At 44.2% G+C, this 2,010-nt stretch carries 1 protein-coding gene; it reads right to left on the reverse strand.

Annotated features, from left to right (window positions below; translation table 11 throughout):
• Positions 1 to 145 precede the first annotated feature (145 nt).
• The coding region (locus BZG79_RS14815; RefSeq protein WP_206779505.1) for an EAL domain-containing protein at positions 146 to 2,010 on the reverse strand (1,865 nt) is incomplete at its 5' end.

Raw genomic sequence — 2,010 nt, forward strand, 5'->3', positions numbered from 1 at the left:
ACATTACGTTCACTCTTCCCTAGTATCGAGTTCGTAAAGATAAAAAGGTTGAAGGACCAGTATAAACACCCTGTTTATCAACAAGAAGAAGAGAAATCGGCCGAGTAGTATAGCTTTTATATAGGGTTTACTCTCGCTCTTACAATTAACCATTTTCACCAAAGGTGTTTAATGCCTGCTCTGCACTCATTGGTTTAAAGTGGTAGAACCCTTGAATTTCATCGACACGCCAGACGTTGAGAATGCGCAATTGAGACGCGGTTTCGACGCCTTCAGCAACGGTGGTCATGCCCAGCTCTTGAGCCATGTTGATGATGCTGCGGACTAAGGTTTTGGCCTTTTCATTGGTTTCAATTTCGCTCATATACGATTTATCCAATTTGACGATATCGAGCGGAAAATTACACAGCGAGCTAAACGATGAATAGCCGGTACCGAAGTCATCTAAGGCTAGCTGGACGCCTAACGCTTTGAGGGCATGCATCCGTTCAATTGTCTCCTGGTCGGCACCGAGTAGAATACTTTCGGTAACTTCCAGCACCAGCTGTCCTGGCGAAAGTTGATACTGCTTTATGAGTCGCTGCAAGTTATTAATCAGCGCACTTGCGCCAAAGTGAGGACTAGAGAGGTTGACATGAATGGTGAGACGGTGCTGCGATTTTTTACTCCAATACCTTTGTATGGTTTGTAAAAATGCGCAGGCTTTTTCTAACACCAGTTCGTCGAGCTCAATAATTAATTTGTGTTTTTCGGCCAACGGAATAAAAACCCCTGGCGATATCATCCCCAAATCGGGATGATGCCAACGCGCCAATGCTTCAAAACCGATCACTTGATTCGATGTCGCGTTAACGATGGGCTGGAAGAAAGCGGTAAACTCTTCGTTTTTCAGTGCAGTGATCAGGTTTCGATTAATTGTTAATGTCTCATTGGCAGCTTGCACAATCTCTTCATCAACAATCGTCACATTGTGCTTGGGTACCAACTGTTGCTCTATCGCGTAGAAACCACAGTGGACGAGGGGTTCAAAATGGGTAAACGCGAACTCAGGCCCTATCATTGCGGCGTTAAGGCCGATATCAAAGTCTGCAGTCGTCTCAGCTAGATGACTTGCACTGACTTTTAGCACGGTATTCGCGCGAGGAATAAATTGCTCCTCCTCTATTTGATCAGTAAAAACGATAAACTCATTTTCGCTTAGCCTACCGATTTCCGCTTGCGGAAACTGTTGCTTCAAAGCATCAGCGATATGCTTTACCGCATTGTCATAGGCTTGATGCCCATATATCTCGTAAATTTCACGAAGACGTGTGGCAATTATGTAGAGGGTGATAATGGCCTTTTTGTTCGTAAGCGCTTGATTTAAGGCTTTAGTTGTCGAGGGCCGATTAAGTAAACCAGACAGGGTGTCATGGTGTGATAGTGTTTCTATTAAAGCGGCTTGTCGTTTTTGCTGGCTAATATCTTTCACCGCCAGCATCACAGTTTGAGACGTCTGATTGTCTAGCCGTATCGCTTCTACATTGCAAGAGATAGTTTGCCCAGTGACACTGCGTAGGTTAGTTTCAAAGTGAGTAACATCCTGCTCGTCTTGCTGTTGGAAGGCATTCAGATCAGACAGTGTGCCATCTTTGTTATTTAATAGGATATCGAGTGGGGCATCGATAAGCTGTGTGCGTTGATGACCCAGCAAATTAAGTAGTGCCTGATTCACGTCGACAATCTGGTTATTTTCTAAAAGTATCATGCCTAGATGCTGGCTATGGTACAGCGCTTCAAATTTAGACAGTGTTTCTTTAAGTTGTTGTTCGGCGTAAGAGGACGTGCTCGCCATTGCCTCGATTTGTTCAGTAATGCGGGTAAACATATCTTTGGGCGCTGTGATAGGAGCTGTGTTACCGAGCAGAGCGTTCACATTTTTCTCAAAAGAGATAAATTGTCTAGCAATATTGTGTCGATAAAGCAGATAAACCACGAAAGCGATAAATGAGGTCATCGCCAGTAAAGCTA

It is taken from the genome of Salinivibrio sp. MA427 (genome assembly GCF_001996115.1).
Classification (GTDB): Bacteria; Pseudomonadota; Gammaproteobacteria; order Enterobacterales; family Vibrionaceae; genus Salinivibrio; species Salinivibrio costicola.